Consider the following 17,092-nt stretch of genomic DNA (forward strand, 5'->3'; position numbering starts at 1 on the left):
GCATATTCTTCCCTTTGTAACCCCACGGGGAGCTCTCATCTTTTTTCCACAAATTCACTCCCCAGAACTCATCTCCCCAGGTTGTTCCCTCAATCAGGATTGCATCACCAGTTTCCAACAACTTTTTCTTCAACACCTCATTCTGAGAAAACTTCTTCCAGACCAACTCCCTCATAACATCAACTTTCCTTGATTCCCAACCTTGAAGCAGTGGAACTCTCCTTCCTTTTTTCTTTGCCTCCTTTGGTGATATGTTTAAGAACTCCCTCCTCCTGTGGGGTGCAGTTTTTGAAGCCTGGTAAGCATTCTCAACACTTGGATACACCAATCCTTCATACTCTACTTCGCAGGGGTAGAAATTGGAGAGGAATGAATACTTCCCACTGAACCTCAGGATCACCTTATTCATCTTTCAAAAACCTCCAAAACATTTGGTTCAATAGTGAAGATAGGGATTAGCGGGAAGAAATTTCTCCTAAAAATTTGAAGTTTTTGTTATTGGTTGAATGCCTCTCTTTTCTGTGAAAGTATCTGCAGAACTCCTTTTTTAAACTCTTCAAACCGTTTTAGGTTTTCTTTCAGGTTGTAGGAGAACTTGTCTGCGTTCAGGTGGGAGTAGTTTTCCTTCAGGAATTTCTTGACGTCTTCCCTCTTTGCAACTCTTTTTATCTCCTCATTTGGCGGAATGACTTTAACAAACTCCTTTGAGAGGAAGTCGTTGTAGAAGGAAGGGTGGGTGAAGCCGACTAAGTAGACGGTATTCTTTTCGGGTATTGAGTGGAACTGGGTTGTGAAGACCTTTCCACCTCTCTTTATCTCCCTTGCTGCAAAGGGGGAGAGCTCCACTCCGAATATAAATGGAACCTCGTTTTCGTCTGAAAAGCCTATCCTGTTTCTCCTCGCTTCTTCTATTTCCGGTTGCGGTGGCTTTTTGATTCCAGCAGGTTCAGAGGGAGCAAGCTTCAAGCTGTGAAGGAGGTAAGACCTGAATGGAAACTTCCACCTGTTTCCCTCCTTTATCGGCTTCAGGGCTCCTAAGTAGAGGTTTCCGTTGAAGAAGAAGAGGTTTACAGGCCATAGGTTTCTAATCTGGCCGTCTTTTATGACAGATAAGGGCTCTGTGTTTATTACCGCCTTTGTGGCCCTTTTGAGGAGCTCCCTGTCAACCTCTGCAAACCTCATTGTGAATCGGGGCTCGTAGAAAAAGGCTTTCTTTATTACCTTCAGTTTTTCCGGGTCAATCTCCTGAGAGAGCCTCTCTGCAACCCTTACAACCGGCTCAAAGAAGAAGAGGTTTCTGTATTCCTCCGGGATGAAGCTGAAGAAGATGAGGAAAGAGGTTATCTCCTCCTCGTTGAGGTAGAAGTTCCTTTCCTTAAAAACCCTTTCTGAGATCTTCCATTTAGTTGGCTGTCTTCCACTTCCCTCTATCTCTTCTATAAGTCCTGCTTCTGAGAGAAATCTCAGGGCTTTTAAAAGTGTTTTCTTGTTGCTCTCATCGCTTTTACTCAGGAGCTCTTTTCCTGAAAGCCTCTCTTTTACGTATTTGAATATTTCCGTTGTTGTCCTTTCAGAGTTCTCCCTTATCAGGTATATGAGGGCTTCAGCTATGAAGTAGGGCAGCTTGTAGACGTTCCCTTTCATTAAACTCTCCGTGCTAATATATTAAACATACCAATTTTAGCCATTAAAGGGCGTTTTGATGATAAGCTACGAGAAGATTGTCTCCTTAGAACACTTAAGACCCTGGTCTTTCTCTAAAGTCCAGAAAGCGAGGAAGTGTCAGTATGAGTTCTTCTTCAGGTATGTTGAAAAGATTGAACCTTTAACGAGGGCGGATTTCCTCATTCTCGGAAGCGGCGTTCACTACGTTCTGGAAAATGCCCTCAATACCGTTTTCAGGGATGGGAAGCCGATAAGGAAGGAGCTCCTTTCAGATTTTGCCCTCCAGTTTAAAGAGATGGAGCCTGAAGCCGACGTTTCTCTTATCTCCTCTTTCTTTCCGAACATCGTTAAGTTTGTGAACGGCCAGCTGAGGAGGGTTGAAGAGAGCTCTCTGGTCGCCTCAGAGATTGAGCTTGCAGTGGACGACTCCTTTAACCCTGTGAGCTACGGTTCCGATTCGGTTTTCATGAGGGGAAAGCTGGACTTTATCTTCTCTAAGGGAAATACCCTCTACATAGTTGACCACAAAACCAGTAAGAGCTGGGAGTTCAACAATAAGATAAAGACCCAGCTCAGGTGGTATGCCCTCCTTGCAAGCGTTAAGTATCCTCAGTTTGAGCGGTTTGCCTTAGAGGTTCACAACGTTCGTTACGGAACTGTTAACAGGGTGATTTTTAACCTGAGGGAGCTCTCCCTCTTCAGGAGAAACCTGATTCCCAAAATCTTCTCCGTTGAGGAAGAGCTGGCGGGGAAGAGTTTTGGGGAGCTCCGGCCAAACCCTTCAGAATTCAACTGCCGGTGGTGTGAGTACAGACACGTCTGTCCGTTGGCAGAGGAAGAGAATGGAGAGAAGTGAAAAGGGTTTCTTTTCCGTCCTCTTTGATATCTCATTTAAGAGCTTCATTACATTAAGGCTTGTAAGCGTTCTTTACGTTTTCTCCATTATTTTCTGGTTTTTGGTTTCCCTTGCTCTTTTCGGGGCCTCCCTCCTTACCCGCTCTCCTATTCACGTTGTTCTCTACTTCTTTGCCTCCATCTTCCTCTTTTTCGGCGGGGTTATCTTCTCAAGGCTCAGCCTTGAAACCCTGATAGTCCTTTTCAGGATTGCGGAAAACACAACTGAGATAGCCGAAACCCTTAAAGAGCTTAAATCTGAAAGAGATCGTCGTCTCCAAAAGTGAAGTCCTCTTCCGGCGGGGAGCTCTCCTCCTCAAAGACGGGCGGCTGAACCTCCTCTGCAGGTTCTTCCTTAGCTGTTTCAGTCTTAACAAGGTTTGGATCCGGGTTCTCAAAACGGGTTAAGTCCTTTATGAACGCCAGCTTAACAGGTCCCGTTGGACCGTTCCTCTGCTTCGCAATGATTATCTCTGCAATTCCCTCCTCTTCAGGGTCTGGGTTCTTCTTGTAAAACTCCGGCCTGTGAATAAACATAACAATGTCAGCATCCTGTTCCAGGCTGTTGTGAGCAATTATGTCGTTTGCCACGAAGTTGTGAACTTCCGGAACAGTCATATCGTAAACTTTTTCTCTTCCTATTGGCTTTATCTCTACGATTTCGTCCCAGAGGATATCGGAGTTTGCCAGATAGTATAGCTGTTCACTCTGCAGAGCCTTGAATAGTCTCTGCATTCTTTCTCTTGATATGTTGCTTTTCTTCAAGGTTGAGCCGCAGTATGCAGTGTTAATTCTCTTTGATAGTTCCCTCCAGGACATTTTGGCTCTTTTTCTGGCAATTTCTATACAACCGTTCCATGCTTCTTTAGGTATGACATCATAGTTCGGGTTGTATTTCATAGTTGATATTTCTGAAAGGACCTCTTTAGCTCTCTTTCCTCTTTCCCCGGCTGAGCCTATGTTCTTTAAGAATTCCACTTGGCTCAGTTTATCTATAACTGTTAGTTGGTAGTTTACTTTGCAGCCCGGTTTCTCTGCCTTATTTATCGTTGTCAGAATTCCCAACCTTAAAAGCAAATGTTGAAGTTGTTTTATCAGCTTTAGACTGGAAGAAGAGTAGTAGATGGAAGCTCTTTTACCTGAGATACTGATGCTGCCATCTGTAGCCCAGAGGTGTCTTATGAAGAGTTTAATATCTTCTTTAGAGCATCTAAAGAGAGTATTTGGGAGCTCCTTCTCGTAAGACCTTACCCTTTTAAGTCCGTGTTTCTCGTAAAGTTTTGTTATCGGATGTCTTTTTCCTCTCGTTAACCTATAAGGAGAGCTCAAGTAAACGTGATACCAGTTTTCCTGTTTTACAACTTTTCCATCTATTCCAAAAAGAACTTTAGCTGCGGATTTAACGGTTTCTATATTTTCAAGGTCAGAGGATGTGTAGTGAATCGGTTGTCTGGGTAAAACACAGCCGTCTCCTATTAAGTGGGCCAGGAGTATCAGTTCGTTTCTGTCTGTTTTTCCAGGTTTTGTTATTTCCGGGTAACGCCTTGGCGTTGCTATTCTTTCTCCTACTTTTAAATCCCTTAACTCTTTCCAGCCGTTGACAGTTAAAAATGAGTGGTTGGCTGTGGCTTTTATCTCCCTTCCTGTTCTGGTTTTTAGTAAGAATACCTCTTTTTCTCCGGTTGGGAAGACTTTAGATACTCTGAATTTTCTGATTTTTAAATCTACGTCAAGTGCCCACGTGTTAAATGATTTCCCAACTAACTCTTTTATGGGAATTCTTTCGCCGGTGTCGGCATTTACTATGAGGGTATCGCCGGTTAAACAGCCGCTCTCTCTCAGGTCTGAGAGCTGGGGCCTTTTGTCTGCCCTGTGTTCAACCTGACGGGAGAGCTGGGAGAGTGCAATTACCGGAACGTTGAGCTCCTTTGCAAGCGCCTTTAAAGACCTTGAAATTTCAGATACTTCCTGCTGACGGCTCTCTGTTCTCTTTATTCCCCTCATGAGCTGAAGGTAATCAACGATTATCAGATCTAATCCCCTTTCGCTCTGGAGCCTTCTGGCCTTTGCCCTCATCTCCAGAATGGAAATTCCCGGAGTGTCGTCTATGTAGAGTGGAGCCTGTGAGATTCGGTCGGCAGCTTCAACTAAGAGCTCTATCTCCTGCGGCTTTAAGAAACCGCTCCTTATCCTGTGGAGAGGAACCTTTGCATCCTGTGCTAAAAGCCTTGTTATCAGCTGCTCCTTTGTCATTTCCAGAGAGAAGAAAGCGACGGTCTTTCCCTCCATCACTGCAACGTTGTAGGCGATAGATAGGGCAAATGCCGTTTTACCCATAGATGGCCTTGCTGCAAGGATTATCAGGTCTGACGGCTGGAGCCCTGATGTCATCTGGTCTAACTGGAAGAAACCCGTTGGGAGCCCCGTTACCATTTCCCGGCGGGTAGCCAGCTCCTCAATCTGGCCGATGATTCCGGGAATTACCTCTCCAACGTGGATGAGTGAGTTTGTTATCCGGTCTTCAGAGAGGGAGAAAACCTCCTTTTCCAGCGTCTCTATCAGTAGATCCGGGTCGGGTGTCTGTTCAACAAAGTCGTTTATCTTCTTCCCGAGGTCAACAACTCTCCTCAGAAGTGCCTTGTCCTTTACAACCTTACAGGCAGATTCAAACTTTTCGTAGCTCTCAAGGGCATACTCAACCAGCATTGAGAGGTAGTCTTCTCCACCAACTTTCTCAAGGAGCCCCCTCTTCTGGAGCTCGTCTTTAAAGGAAATCTCGTTCAGCTGTTTCTCCGTGTAGCCCTCAGCTATTAAGTCCCTTATGAATCTGAAGAAGTTTCTGTGTTCAACTTTGAAGAAGTCTTCTGGGGTGAGGAGCTCCACCCCCCTGAATGTAAAAGAGGGCTGAACTATCATAGTTCCGAGAACGGAGTATTCAGCTTCTAAGTCAAAGAGCTTCTCGCTCAAGCCAATCCTCCCTCTGCCATTTCAACGGCCTTAAAGAGAGCTCTCGCCTTGTTGAGGGTCTCTTTCGCCTCAAGCTCTGGAACTGAGTCTGCAACGATTCCGGCTCCCGCCTGAACGTAGACCTTGTTCCTTCTCACTATTGCCGTTCTGATGGCAATGGCTGTATCCATGTTCCCGTCAAAGGAGAAGTAGCCAACAGCCCCTGCGTAAACTCCCCTCTCAGAGGGCTCCATCTCGTCAATTATCTCCATTGCCCGCACCTTTGGAGCTCCCGAAACCGTCCCGGCAGGAAAGCACGCCCTTAAAACGTCAAAGGCGTCTCTGTCCTTCCTCAACTTTCCTATTACGTTTGAAACTATGTGCATAACGTGGGAGTATCTCTCTATAACCATAAGGTCTGTAACTTTAACGGTTCCCGTTTCTGCAACCCTTCCAACGTCGTTCCTTGCAAGGTCAACGAGCATTATGTGTTCTGCCCTCTCCTTCTCGTCTGAGAGGAGCTCCTCCTCCAACCTCTTATCCTCCTCCGGCGTTCTTCCCCTCCTTCTGGTTCCCGCTATGGGCCTTGTTTCAATAACCCCGTTCTCAACCCGAACCAAAACTTCAGGAGAGGCTCCAACTATCTGAAAGTCCTCGTAGTCTAAGTAGTACATGTAAGGAGACGGGTTAACGTGCCTTAAGGCCCTGTATAGGGTTAAAGGGTCTACGTAGAAAGGCTTTTCAAAACGGCGGGAGAGGACAACCTGAATGATGTCTCCGGCTTTTATGTACTCTTTTGCCTTTTCAACCATCTCCATAAACTGGCCGTCTGGAACGTTTGTTTCCCAGTTGGAAGATGACTTAACGGCTTTAACTTCCGGTAGTTTTGACGGGGTTTTGAGGAGCTCCTCAATCCTCTTTAACCTCTCTTCAGCCCTTCTATACTCGTTTTCAATTTCTCCTTTCTCTGTGAATACAAAGGAGATTGCCGTTATCAGGTGGTTAACGTTATCAAATATGAGGAGTGCTTCGGGCAGAGAGAAGACCATATCGTAGAGGTATGAATCTTCTTTGCTTGGGTTAACGTTTACCCTTGGCTCAAAGAACTTAACTGCGTCGTAGGCAAGGTATCCGAAGAATCCGCCCCAAAGCTTTGGCAGGTTTCCCGGGTTGTAGGGCTTAACAGATTTAAATACAGACTTTAAGAGCTCTAAAGGGTCTTCAACGCTTTCAACCCTGATTCTTCCAAGCCTGTTAACTTCTCCGAACTTCTCTTTAGACTTAACGGTTATCAGCCTTCCAAGGCCAATTACAGAGAACCTTCCCCACTTCTCTCCACCCTCAACGCTCTCAAGGAGCATGTTGGCTCCCAGTTCTTTCAGCTTCATAAAGGCAGAGAGGGGAGTTTCAAGGTCTGCTAAAAACTGTGTGTAGAGTGGAAACAGGTTAAACCCTTCTGCCGAAAGCTCCTTAACCTTCTCAAGGCTTACCATAATCTCATCTCCGGAGATTAGTTGCAGGTTTTAAGTATATTCCTGCAGGCGGAATTTTCCTTGCTCTCTTTTCAGCAGGAATACTATATTAGCACTGTTAAGAGTGCTTTTGGAGGAGCTTATGATTATTACGGCAAACGAACTTAAGAGGAGAGGAGTTTCCTACGTTTCAAAGCTCCTTGAGAAGTTTGAAAACGTTTTCGTTACAGTTAGAGGCAAAAAGAAATATGTAATTCTTAAGGTAGAGGACTACGAGAGGTTGAAAGAGCTGGAGCTTGAAAACGCCATAAGGGAGGCCGAAAGAGACCTGAAAGAGGGGAAATACACCGTTGAGTCTGCCGAGGAGCACTTTAAGAGGCTTGGAATTTGACAAAATACAGGCTGATTTTTACCGATAGCTACTTGAAGAGGGAAGAGAGGTTTTTAAAGAGACATCCAGAGCTGATTGACAGGTATAAAAAGGTTTTAAAACTCCTTGAGCTGAATCCAAACCATCCTTCACTAAGGCTTCACAAACTTAAGGGGAAGCTCTCAGGTAAGTACTCCGTTTCCATAACCATGAGCTACAGAATAATTTTGACCTTTGCAGTGACTGAAAAGGGAATTGTTCTGATTGACGTTGGAAGCCACGATATCTACTAAAGGGGAGCTCCCATGAAAGTGAGCGAGTTTGACTACCACCTTCCAAAAGAGCTTATAGCCAAGTTTCCCGTTGAGCCGAGGGACTCCGCAAGGCTCTTGGTTCTGAACAGGAAGACAGGAGAGATAGAGCACAGAGTTTTCAGAGACATAGTTAACTACCTGAACCCGGGAGATCTACTTGTAATAAACGACACGAAAGTAATCCCTGCAAGGCTCTTTGGAAAACTTGAAACCGGCGGAAAGGTGGAAGTTCTCCTCGTCCGCCAGGTTGAGCCGAATGTTTGGGAGGTTATGGCAAAGCCTGCAAGGAAGCTGAAAGAGGGAAAGAGGGTAATTTTTGACGGGGAGCTCTCTGCCGAAGTCCTCGGCTATTCCGGAGAGGGCAAAAGGCTTTTAAAGTTCAACCTGACTGGAGATAAAACATTTATGGAAAAGCTCTCAGAAATCGGCCACGTTCCACTTCCACCCTACATAGAGAGGGAGGAGAGGCCTGAAGACAGGGAGAAGTACCAGACAGTTTTTGCAAGGAAAGAGGGGGCAGTTGCCGCTCCAACTGCAGGATTGCACTTTACTGAGGAACTCCTTCAGAAACTAAAGGATAAGGGCATTATAATAAAACCGGTTACGCTCCACGTTGGCCCAGGAACCTTTAAGCCCGTTAAAGTAGAGAACGTTGAAGACCACAAAATGGATTACGAGACCTATTCTATTCCTGAGGAGACTGCTGAGGCCATAGAAGAGGCCAGAAAACGGGGAGGTAGAGTAGTAGCCGTTGGAACTACAGTTGTGAGGACACTTGAAAGTGCAGGAAAAGATGACGGGACCGTTGAGCCAGGAGAGGGCAGGACGAACCTCTTTATCTACCCAGGTTACCGGTTTAAGGTCGTTGACGCCCTCATTACAAACTTCCACCTTCCCCGTTCAACACTTTTAATGCTTGTCAGCGCCTTTGCAGGAAAGGAGAGAGTTCTGAATGCTTACAGGGAAGCTGTTGAAAAAGGTTATCGCTTTTACAGTTACGGCGACGCTATGTTTATCTACTAACTCCTTTGCCGGCTACAGACCGAAACTCGTTATATCTAAAAAGCCTTCAGACTACGACTTTGCCGGCGAGGAAATGAAGTTCCGCCTCTACTGGACTGTATTTCACGTTGCCGATTCAAAGTCAAAAGTTTTAAGAATTGATAAAAACAGGCTTAAACTCTGGGGAAAGGTATCAACAGCCGGCGTTGCTTCCTGGTTCAGGAAGATATCTGACGAGGGATACTCAATCTGGAATGAAAAAACCCTCTGCCCCGAGAAGACCTACCTTTTCCAGTACGAGGGACACTACAAACGGGAAAAGGTTTACACCTACGACCTGAAAAAGAGAGTAGTTAAATACGAGAAAATCCATCCAGACAGCAAAAAAGTTCAGATTAAATACATAAAAATTCCCTTCATTCCCTTTGAAGACATAGCAACGGCCGTCTACTTCTTCCGCCGTTACGGGATATTTGAGGTTGGAAAAGAGACGGTTTTCCCCCTCTTTGCCGGCGGAAAGTTCCAAAATGTAAGCTTTAAAGTTGTTGATAAGAGAAAGATAGACACCCTCTTTGGAGAGATTGAGGCTTTTGAGGTTGTCCCATCAAACAACCTCTCTCCAGAGGGAGCTTTCCACAGGAAAGGTAAGGTTGTATTCTGGTTCTCTGCAGATAAGAGACACCTTCCCCTTAAAATCGTTGCAGAGGTTGCCATAGGCAGCGTGAGTGCCGTTTTAGTTGATGCCAAGGGGAAAGGGTTTGACCTGAGGAAAGAGTACGAGAAGAAGAGGAAAAAGAGCCTCTTTGAGAAGTTCATAACCGGAGATTTTGGGGGATAGCAATGGCCTTTAAGCCGGAAACTCCTTATCTAACCGTTGATGGAATCATAAACGTTCAGAACGAAAAGGGAGAGTTTGTTGGGATTGTTCTTATAGAGCGTAAATACCCGCCCATTGGTTTTGCCCTTCCCGGCGGTTTTGTTGAAGTAGGAGAGACCGTTGAAGAGGCCGTCATAAGGGAGATGAAAGAAGAAACAGGTTTAGACGTAGTCGTTTTAAGGCAGTTCAGAGTTTACTCAGACCCAAACAGAGACCCGAGGTTTCATACTGTCTCTGTCGTTTTTGAGTGCGTTGCCAGAGGGGAGCCAAAGGGTTCAGACGACGCTAAAGTGGCCAGGGTATTTAAGTATGGTGAAATTCCAATGGAGAAGCTGGTCTTTGACCACTCCAAAATTTTAAGAGATTACTTAAACGATACTAATTCTGTTTTCAGAAATAAAGTTTAGGGGGAAAAATGGGGTTTAAGGTAGTTGTTCTGGCGGCAGGAAAAGGAACGAGGTTTAAGTCAGACCTTCCTAAAGTTCTCCATAAACTCCTTGGAAAGCCGATGCTCTGGTATGTTGTAAAGGCTGCAAAGGAGGCTGGAGCTGAGGAGGTCATCGTTGTTGTCGGCCATAAAAAAGAGCTTGTTGAGGAGTTCTTAAAAAGTGAGTTTCCAGACGTAAAAGTTGCCGTTCAGGAAGAGCAGCTTGGGACTGGCCACGCCGTAAAGTGCGCAGCTCCTTTCATAGAGAAATACGGTGGAAAAGTTGTTGTTCTAAACGGCGATACTCCTCTTGTTGACAGCGAAGATATTAGAAGGCTTTCTGAAACTCCCGGCGATATGGTTGTTCTGACGGCGAGAGCTCCCGACCCCACCGGCTACGGAAGGGTCGTCCGCGACGGAAACGAGGTTCTCTACATCGTTGAGGAGAAAGACGCAACCCCTGATGAGAAGAAGATAGATGAAGTTAACACGGGAATTTACGCCTTTGACCCTGAAAAGCTCCTTGAAGCCCTTGGTGAGATAGACAACGATAACGCCCAGGGCGAGTACTACCTGCCGGACGTTCTAAAGGTTTTCAAGGAAAAGGGCTACTCTGTTGTCCCCGTTGAGGCTTTAGATTTCTCATCTGTTATGGGTGTAAACAACCGCTACGAGCTCTCTGTGGCAGAGAGGGTTTTGAGGGACAGGATTGTGAGGGAGCTCCAGCTCTCCGGCATAACAGTCCACAACCCCGATTCTGTTTACATAGAGCCTGAAGTAAAAGTTGGAAAGGATACAGAAATCTGCGGCCCCGTTTACCTGAGAGGAAAAACAAAAATAGGAGAGGGCTGTTATATCGGTCCTTTCTCAGATATTGGAGATTCTGAAATAGAAGACGGAGCTGTTGTTAAGAGCCACTGCTGGATTAGGGGAGCTTTCCTAAAATCCGGCTCCTCTGCAGGTCCCTTTGCAAAGCTGAGGCCGGGAACAGTTCTTGAGGAGGGGGCAAAGGTCGGAACCTTCGTAGAGACAAAAAAAGCCCACCTTGAAAAGGGAGCAAAGGCCAACCACCTTACATACCTTGGAGACTGCAGGGTAGGAGAGAACACAAACATCGGCGCCGGAACGATAACCTGCAACTACGACGGCTTCAACAAGTGGTTCACAGACATAGGTAAAAATGTATTTGTGGGGAGCAACACCCTCTTTGTTGCCCCTGTAAAGGTTGGAGATAACTCAATAACTGCCGCTGGTTCAGTGATTACAAAAGACGTTCCGGAGAACACCCTGGCAATTGCCAGGGCAAAGCAGGTAAACTACGTTGGAAAAGCTGAATCTGTAAAAGAGAAGCTGAAAAAGAGGAAGCCCGATGGACATTCTAAGGAAAATAGTTGAGCACAAGAAGAGAGAGCTCTCCGAGAAAAAGCAGAAGTTCAACCTTTCCGTTTTAAGGGAAGAGGCAGAGAGGCTAAAGGTTCCCTATAACCTCAAGGAGGCCCTTTCAGGGGAGGGCATAAACATCATCGCTGAGGTCAAAAAGGCCTCTCCGTCTAAAGGGATAATAAGGGAAGACTTTGACCCTGTGGAGATAGCAAAGGCCTACGAGAGGGGAGGAGCAAAGGCCATCTCCGTTCTTACAGACGAGAAGTTCTTTCAGGGTTCCCCCTTCTACCTGAGGCAGGTTGCAGAGGCCGTAAAACTTCCGGTTCTCAGAAAGGACTTCATAGTAGACGAGTTCCAGATATACGGAGCAAAAGCCCTTGGGGCTTCTTCATACCTTCTGATAGTTACAATCCTTTCAGACTCAGAGCTTAAAGACTTCATAGACCTTGGAAGAGAGCTTGGAATGGAGCCTCTGGTTGAAACTCATACAGAGGAGGAGGTGGAGAGAGCTCTCAAAGCCGGAGCCGAGATAATCGGTGTAAACAACAGAGACCTCAAAACCTTCACCGTTTCCCTCTCAACAACACTAAAACTTCTTCCGTTAATAAAATCTGAAGGAAAACTTGCAGTTTCGGAGAGCGGTATAAAAGGAAAAGATGATTTAATCATGCTGAGAGAGGCCGGCGTTGACGCCTTTCTAATAGGTGAAACCTTAATGAGGAGTGAAAACCCGGAAGTACTTTTAAAGGAGTGGCTGTCTTGAAGAAATTTATCTCCGTTCTTATGTTAACTCTCATTCTTTCGCCGGAAGCCCTTGCAGATTGGTATATTCTCCTTCCCAAAAAACCTTTACCCAGGCACCGGCAGATGCCCCGCAACGTTCCAGTTCCAAAACTTAAGGGAACAAAGGTAAAACCGAAGCCCTATTCGGTTGAAGTTCAGAAAGTTCTTGCTCCCTCTTTCTCTGTTCCAACTAAAAGAGGAAAACTGACAAAGAGAGACCTTGAAGGGAAAAACGTTGTAATTTTCTTCGTTAACTCTTTCTTCTCTCCTTTTACAGAAAAGCTCGTTTCCCGATTAGAAAGACAGAGAGATAAGAAGACCGTTTTTATAGTTGTTAGCGTAAACGATGCAGATTTCTCATCTGTAGACACTTTTAAAAAACTAATGGGCTTAAGAAAAGTGGTTGTAACTGCAGACAGCTACCTTTTCTACCAGTTTAAAAACAGGTTGAAAAACCTAAAAGTTCCTTCCGTTGTTGTAATAGACAGGTTCGGTTTTATTAGGTTTTTCTCCCCGGATATAGAGGGAACCAGCGTGGCCCGTATCACTAAAGAGCTTTCAGGAATACTGACTTCGCTAAAAGGATAGTGGCTGCAGTTAAGAGGCCCAAAACGAATATTTTTAAAACGCTCCACTTGAAGTACCTTACAGCAATAAAAGAGGCCACAGCCCAGATAAAGTTCTCCTTACCTGTCAGGCTTACTTTCCCTATGCTGAGCGCTACGAAGAACAGCATTCCAGTAAAGGCTGAAAGTAAACCCTTAAGTGCCGGCATAACAAACCTGTTGTGCTTTATCCTGTCGTAGACTTCTGTCATTATAAGGGTGTAAAAGAAAGAGGGATAGAAGATGCCTGCCGTTGCCAGAGCACTTCCGGCCAGCCCCGCTACCTTGTAGCCTATAAATGTAGCAGTTATCAGGATGGGTCCTGGGGTAATCTGACTTAAAGCTATACCGTCGGCAAACTCTTTCAGGGTCAGCCACCTGTGGTTTGTAACGGCTTCCTGCTGAAGAAACGGCATTATTGTCATACCGTTCCCGAAGGCAATTGAGCCAACCTTCGTCATTGATAGAGTCAGCTCTCCAAGTGGGCCCTTCTGGAATAATCCGAAAAGAATTAACAGAAGGAAAACGATGCCGCTTACTGTTAAGGCTATCAGCAGATTTTCCTTCTTTTTGTTTTCGTTTTCTTCTAAATATTTTGCTTCTACTTTGCCTTTAAATAGAACTATTCCAAGGATTATAGATATGGCAGTTATTAAAAAGGCGTTGAATTTATAGAGTATAAGGAGGAATGAAAGCCCTGCGATAACATCTTCGCTTTTGGTATTGGCGTATTTCTGGTAGAAGTTAACAGATACGTGGAGAATTATTCCCAATACTATTGCATCAAGTGTGGTAAATAGAGGGTGTATCCACCGAATAGAGCCGTAGTTAAAGTATATCTCAGGAGAGAAAAAGCACTAAAAAGTATGAGGGAATAATAAAAAAGATTGTTGTAAGAGCTCCTGAGAAGCCTTTGATTTTATATGCCACGTAGGTTGCTAAGTTAAACATAACAGGCCCCGGGTAGAGCTGAACCATTCCGAGGCCTTCTTCAAACTCTTTCTGGGAAAGCCAATTTTTGTTGACTATGAGCCGTTTTAGTTCCTGAAGAACAACGGGGCCGTAAGCAGTTAGCCCCATTATCAGGAAGGTCTTGGAGAGCTGAAAAATAGAGGGAGCTCCCCGCCGCTTTTCCAACTTACTTATATGGCCTTCTGAACTTTTCCGGCCTTCAGGCACTTAGTGCAGACCCAGATTCTCTTCTTCTCTCCGTTTACAATAGCTCTAACTTTCTGAAGGTTAGCCTTCTGCTTCTTGCTTGTAACCCTGTGGGAGTGACTCACGTTGTTAACGAAGATTGTTGTCTTTCCGCATATTGCACACTTTGCCATTTCAGACCTCCTGCTTCAGATTGCAGAGGCAAATTTATCACTGAACAACAGGAGTTTCAACCGGAAAAAGACTTTTGAATATTAGCAGTATGTTGTCTAAACTCTTGATGTTTAAATTCTGATAATATAGAATAAGATTTACCATGGGAGAAAAACTTAAAAAAGCTCTCTCTTTTAGGTTTTACTTGAAGAAGCTGACGGAGCTCCGCGAAAGCCCCGACAAGCTGGCAAGAGGGCTTGCTTTAGGTGTTTTCATCGGCTTTCTTCCCATTATTGGATTTCAGGTTATAACTGCCGTAACGATAGCCCTCTTTACCCGTGCAAACAAAGTAGCCGCCGCAGTTGGAACCCACGTAACAAACCCCTGGACAACAATTCCCATACTTATACTTGACTACTATGTCGGCTGTTTCGTTCTCAGAAAACACGCCTGCGTTCCGCACATAGACTTTAGCTCCTTCGGAGCTCTCCTCAACTCCGGCAAAGAGATACTCATTCCCATGTTTATCGGTGGAGTTATTTTAGGTTCCATCTTTTCCGTTCTCTCTTACTTTGGAATGAAGAAGCTCCTTCAGAAAAAGGTCAGAGAAGTTAAAGACTACGTTAAGCACCTTCCTGAAGGGGAAAAGGTAGCAGAGGGAGATGTCTGGCAGTAGTAGGGTAGAGGAGCTCTACCGGAAACTCTCTGGCCTCACCGTTGAAGACGCCATAAGAGTTGAAGAGCAGGACAGACAGTTTAAAGCTCTACAGAGACTTTACGAAAAAATAAAAAATCCTGAACTATTCCTGAAAATAACAGTTATAAATGCCCTTCTCTCATACCAGCTCCAGATGAAGGGAGAGGACTACTGGGAGAAGTTCTCAGAGTTTTTCTCGGAAAAACCGGAAGTTGACGCCTTCCCGGAGTTTTTAGAAAAGTTCAACAGGCGTTTTCTAAATGCAAAACTGAAGCGGTTTGAGAAAGTTAAAAAGTGTGTTGAGAGCCTTTTTAAGAAACGCACAGTTGAGGAAATAGGAAAGAACCTGAAGATTCTCGTTGAGGAGCTCTCTGCTTGCCTCAACCAGAGAAAAGACGCCAAAACCGTAGTTTTCGCGGCCAAAATGTTCATGTACGGCTACAGGATAGTTTTCGGAAAAGACCCCGAAGGCCTTGAGGAGATAGAGATTCCTTTAGACTCCCGTCTCAAAAAACTCCTGCCGACTGTTAAGGAATGGCGGGAGCTCTCCGATCGCCTCGGCATCCCACCCATCCACTTAGACGCCTTAGTCTGGGTGCCGAAAAAAAGCTAAGCTGTTGCTGATTTGCTGTGAAGTTTTGTTAGCTTTTCAGGTTGACCTTGCATAACCTTTTTAATTTTTTCTCTAATTTCATTTACTTCCGCTTCGGCTTGTTTTTTCTTCTGTTCAATAAGATTCTCTACTATGTTAAGTAAAATTACTTTTGAGAATGCAGACAGTGTAGTCTGTTTGTATTCTGCTGGAATAGTATCTCCCTGCTCATCAAGATTGGATATAAATTTCTTGAGACTTTCTTCATAAGATTTTATGATTTGATTTTTAATTTCCTTTGTTATATTGAAGTTATCTAAGTAATCTGCTAGTATTCCCTGCGTGATTCTAATAAATATGTTAATCGAATTTTCCGCATACTTAGGGACTTTAAATTTAAATTCTTCTTTAAAGACATCTAATATCCTGTCAAGATTTCTAACTTCAGGACGTAGAAGTTCTAAATTTGTTTTACTTTCAATTAACTTTAATAATTCTTTCTTTTTCTTACTGTAGATTTCGGTAAGTTTTTGTATTTCTTCGTTGATAAATTTGTCTTTCTGGGAAGAGATGTTATTAAATATGGATATTAGTTTTTCTCTCTCTTCTAAGAAAGCAGGATTAATATTTAGATCTGAAAAAGTTATTCTGAAAGCCCGACTTTCTAAATCAGGTTTGTTGTTTGAAGATTTGGAACTGTTTAGAATTTTTAGTAAAAGATCTTTAAAACTTTTACATTCACAATTTTTATGTATATAAATCTCAATAAGATGCCTTTTTTTGATTTTTTTCTTAATGTGTCCTCTTTTTTGGGAACTTGGGCTATCATCTAACTTTTTGGTTAAGATAACCTCATATTTTCCTTCTCTTACAGATTTAAGCCACTTTTTAAGTTCTTCAAAATCTCCCTCATCACTAAGTTTTATAGCTTCAATAACTTTTTTGGCTGAGTAGAAGTGAACACTACTAAAAAACTTCCTTATTTCTGAATTTTCAAAGTTTTCTTTTATTTCTTGAAGTTCTCTTTTTGGTTTTGTATCTGCCTTGTTAAATATAAGGTACCACTCCTTAGCAGGAGATGTTTCCTTGATTTTTTTAATTTTGTTAATAGTTCTTTCCTCAAGAGTTCCCTTTTGAATATCCTGAACAAAAAGGATAATGTCAGCTTGATTAGTAGCTATTTCTCTTGTTATCTGCTCATCCTGAGGGTTCTCTTTATTCTCAAACCCTGGAGTGTCGTAAAGTTCTATATTCTTTAAAATAGGAGATGGATATCTATATTCAAAAAAGAAACCTTTGGTTTTTTCCATAGTCTTAACGTTATGTTGACAGAGATTAAGATACTGTTCTTTATCAATTTTTTTCTTATTGCCATTTTTATCTATTTGAAATATTTCTTCAATATCTCCATATATAAACTTAGTAACTGCTGAAGTTGTAGGATTTACTTTTACAGGACATATATCAGCTCCTAATAGAGAGTTTATAAAAGATGATTTTCCGCTTGAAAAGTTACCTATTACTGCTACTTTTACTTTGGAGAATCCTTCATATTTGCTCAGTTTAAGCTTAAAAAGTTTTAGAGCTAATTCTTCAAGTTCTGCGAGTTCTTTCTCAAAATTTCTTTCAGGGAAATCGTTATTAATGTCTCTGTAAGCTGATATATCATCTAAAAGTTTTAACAGATCTTCATTTAGTGATTCTTTATACTGCATCTATTTCCTCCATTAAGCTTTTAAGATTTGATATATCAC

Annotated in this window: 20 protein-coding genes; 12 read left to right on the forward strand and 8 right to left on the reverse strand. The window is 43.6% G+C overall.

The genetic code is table 11. From position 1 onward, the window contains the following. On the reverse strand, positions 1 to 409 hold a 409-nt coding region (locus F8H35_RS03980), incomplete at its 3' end, for an NADAR family protein (protein ID WP_472572257.1). 86 nt (positions 410 to 495) lie between these two features. After that, positions 496 to 1,644 carry a WYL domain-containing transcriptional factor gene (locus F8H35_RS03985; protein ID WP_472572258.1) on the reverse strand — a complete coding sequence of 383 codons (1,149 nt, stop codon included), beginning with the start codon at positions 1,642 to 1,644 and terminating at the stop codon, positions 496 to 498. 58 nt (positions 1,645 to 1,702) lie between these two features. On the opposite strand from F8H35_RS03985, the gene F8H35_RS03990 reads away from it, so the two are divergent. Both F8H35_RS03990 and F8H35_RS03995 read left to right on the forward strand, forming a co-directional pair. Further along, positions 1,703 to 2,521, forward strand: a complete 819-nt coding sequence (locus tag F8H35_RS03990; RefSeq protein WP_472572259.1) for a PD-(D/E)XK nuclease family protein — start codon at positions 1,703 to 1,705, stop codon at positions 2,519 to 2,521. Continuing rightward, positions 2,508 to 2,846, forward strand: a complete 339-nt coding sequence (locus F8H35_RS03995) for a DUF4282 domain-containing protein (protein ID WP_472572260.1) — start codon at positions 2,508 to 2,510, stop codon at positions 2,844 to 2,846. Before F8H35_RS03990 ends, F8H35_RS03995 begins: the two co-directional genes overlap by 14 nt. Here the strand turns inward: F8H35_RS03995 and F8H35_RS04000 are convergent. Together F8H35_RS04000 and trpE are read right to left on the reverse strand one after the other, a co-directional pair. Continuing rightward, entirely contained in the window at positions 2,812 to 5,526 is a 2,715-nt protein-coding gene (locus F8H35_RS04000) for a replicative DNA helicase (protein WP_472572261.1), read from the reverse strand. The genes F8H35_RS03995 and F8H35_RS04000 overlap by 35 nt on opposite strands. Then, complete coding sequence (gene trpE, locus F8H35_RS04005; RefSeq protein WP_472572262.1) at positions 5,523 to 6,998, reverse strand: anthranilate synthase component I; 1,476 nt, start codon at positions 6,996 to 6,998, stop codon at positions 5,523 to 5,525. The genes F8H35_RS04000 and trpE overlap by 4 nt, the downstream gene beginning before the upstream one ends. A gap of 121 nt (positions 6,999 to 7,119) precedes the next feature. Here trpE and F8H35_RS04010 point away from each other — a divergent pair, with 121 nt between their 5' ends. From F8H35_RS04010 to F8H35_RS04045, 8 genes are read left to right on the forward strand one after another with little or no spacing between them, the layout of a single operon-like run. After that, positions 7,120 to 7,368: a type II toxin-antitoxin system prevent-host-death family antitoxin gene (locus tag F8H35_RS04010; RefSeq protein WP_472572263.1), complete on the forward strand. Its 249-nt coding sequence runs from the start codon at positions 7,120 to 7,122 to the stop codon at positions 7,366 to 7,368. Further along, a complete protein-coding gene (locus tag F8H35_RS04015) occupies positions 7,365 to 7,640 on the forward strand; it encodes a type II toxin-antitoxin system RelE/ParE family toxin (RefSeq protein ID WP_472572264.1) in 276 nt (91 codons plus the stop codon). The genes F8H35_RS04010 and F8H35_RS04015 overlap by 4 nt, the downstream gene beginning before the upstream one ends. A 12-nt stretch (positions 7,641 to 7,652) precedes the next feature. Further along, complete coding sequence (gene queA / locus F8H35_RS04020) at positions 7,653 to 8,684, forward strand: tRNA preQ1(34) S-adenosylmethionine ribosyltransferase-isomerase QueA (protein ID WP_472572265.1); 1,032 nt, start codon at positions 7,653 to 7,655, stop codon at positions 8,682 to 8,684. Continuing rightward, positions 8,614 to 9,501, forward strand: a complete 888-nt coding sequence (locus F8H35_RS04025) for a DUF3108 domain-containing protein (RefSeq protein ID WP_472572266.1) — start codon at positions 8,614 to 8,616, stop codon at positions 9,499 to 9,501. Before queA ends, F8H35_RS04025 begins: the two co-directional genes overlap by 71 nt. Positions 9,502 to 9,503: 2 nt before the next feature. Continuing rightward, entirely contained in the window at positions 9,504 to 9,947 is a 444-nt protein-coding gene (locus F8H35_RS04030; RefSeq protein ID WP_472572267.1) for an NUDIX domain-containing protein, read from the forward strand. Positions 9,948 to 9,955: 8 nt separating this feature from the next. Next, positions 9,956 to 11,362 carry a bifunctional UDP-N-acetylglucosamine diphosphorylase/glucosamine-1-phosphate N-acetyltransferase GlmU gene (glmU, locus tag F8H35_RS04035; protein ID WP_472572268.1) on the forward strand — a complete coding sequence of 469 codons (1,407 nt, stop codon included), beginning with the start codon at positions 9,956 to 9,958 and terminating at the stop codon, positions 11,360 to 11,362. Beyond that, entirely contained in the window at positions 11,337 to 12,113 is a 777-nt protein-coding gene (gene trpC, locus F8H35_RS04040; RefSeq protein WP_472572269.1) for an indole-3-glycerol phosphate synthase TrpC, read from the forward strand. Before glmU ends, trpC begins: the two co-directional genes overlap by 26 nt. Beyond that, the gene (locus F8H35_RS04045) at positions 12,110 to 12,721 is read left to right on the forward strand and encodes a redoxin domain-containing protein (protein ID WP_472572270.1); all 612 of its coding nucleotides are present in this window, start codon (positions 12,110 to 12,112) and stop codon (positions 12,719 to 12,721) included. The genes trpC and F8H35_RS04045 overlap by 4 nt, the downstream gene beginning before the upstream one ends. On the opposite strand, the gene F8H35_RS04050 is transcribed toward F8H35_RS04045, so the two are convergent. From F8H35_RS04050 to rpmB, 3 genes are all read right to left on the reverse strand, one after another. Next, positions 12,681 to 13,511 (reverse strand): chromate transporter, encoded by an 831-nt coding sequence (locus tag F8H35_RS04050; protein ID WP_472572271.1) that lies wholly within the window; start codon positions 13,509 to 13,511, stop codon positions 12,681 to 12,683. The two genes, F8H35_RS04045 and F8H35_RS04050, sit on opposite strands and share 41 nt — an antisense overlap. Positions 13,512 to 13,578: 67 nt before the next feature. After that, positions 13,579 to 13,875 (reverse strand): chromate transporter, encoded by a 297-nt coding sequence (locus F8H35_RS04055; RefSeq protein ID WP_472572272.1) that lies wholly within the window; start codon positions 13,873 to 13,875, stop codon positions 13,579 to 13,581. Between the two features lie 5 nt (positions 13,876 to 13,880). Beyond that, positions 13,881 to 14,069, reverse strand: a complete 189-nt coding sequence (gene rpmB / locus F8H35_RS04060; RefSeq protein WP_472572273.1) for a 50S ribosomal protein L28 — start codon at positions 14,067 to 14,069, stop codon at positions 13,881 to 13,883. 143 nt (positions 14,070 to 14,212) lie between these two features. Here rpmB and F8H35_RS04065 point away from each other — a divergent pair, with 143 nt between their 5' ends. Continuing rightward, positions 14,213 to 14,725 (forward strand): DUF2062 domain-containing protein, encoded by a 513-nt coding sequence (locus tag F8H35_RS04065; protein ID WP_472572274.1) that lies wholly within the window; start codon positions 14,213 to 14,215, stop codon positions 14,723 to 14,725. Further along, positions 14,712 to 15,359, forward strand: coding sequence for an N-glycosylase/DNA lyase (locus F8H35_RS04070; protein ID WP_472572275.1), 648 nt, complete (start codon positions 14,712 to 14,714; stop codon positions 15,357 to 15,359). The genes F8H35_RS04065 and F8H35_RS04070 overlap by 14 nt, the downstream gene beginning before the upstream one ends. Here F8H35_RS04070 and F8H35_RS04075 read toward each other — a convergent pair. After that, positions 15,356 to 17,053 (reverse strand): dynamin family protein, encoded by a 1,698-nt coding sequence (locus F8H35_RS04075; RefSeq protein ID WP_472572276.1) that lies wholly within the window; start codon positions 17,051 to 17,053, stop codon positions 15,356 to 15,358. The two genes, F8H35_RS04070 and F8H35_RS04075, sit on opposite strands and share 4 nt — an antisense overlap. Between the last annotated feature and the right edge of the window lie 39 nt (positions 17,054 to 17,092).

The organism is Thermovibrio sp. (genome assembly GCA_015488335.1).
Taxonomy (GTDB): domain Bacteria; phylum Aquificota; class Aquificia; order Desulfurobacteriales; family Desulfurobacteriaceae; genus Balnearium.